Genomic DNA, 309 nt, shown 5'->3' with positions numbered 1-309 from the left:
AGTACGATCGCGGCCGTGACCAGATTCAGCCCGCTGGCGCGATAGCGCTGAGCCTCGAAGCTGCGATCGCGGATTTCCCCGAGGCGGTAGAAGAACACCGAGCGCGCAAGCGCATTGCGGGCCTCGCCCTTGTTCAAGCCGGCATGAACGCGACGGCGCAGCTCGACGTTTTGCGGCCAGTCGAGAATGAACAGCGTGCGCTCGATGCGACCGATTTCGCGCAGTGCGACGGCGAGGCCGTTCTGTCTTGGATAGCTGCCAAGCTCGCGCAGCATCAGCGAAGATCAGCGAAGCCGTGACGGTGCCCTG

At 64.1% G+C, this 309-nt stretch carries 1 pseudogene; it reads right to left on the bottom strand.

The features are described 5' to 3' along the window. Window positions 1-309 (bottom strand): annotated as a pseudogene (locus AB3X89_RS40465) (Tn3 family transposase); the annotation flags it as partial.

Origin of the sequence: Paraburkholderia sp. BR14320, from assembly GCF_040948665.1 — a bacterium.
Classification (GTDB): Bacteria; Pseudomonadota; Gammaproteobacteria; order Burkholderiales; family Burkholderiaceae; genus Paraburkholderia; species Paraburkholderia youngii.
This window is presented reverse-complemented; position numbering and strand designations above follow the sequence as displayed.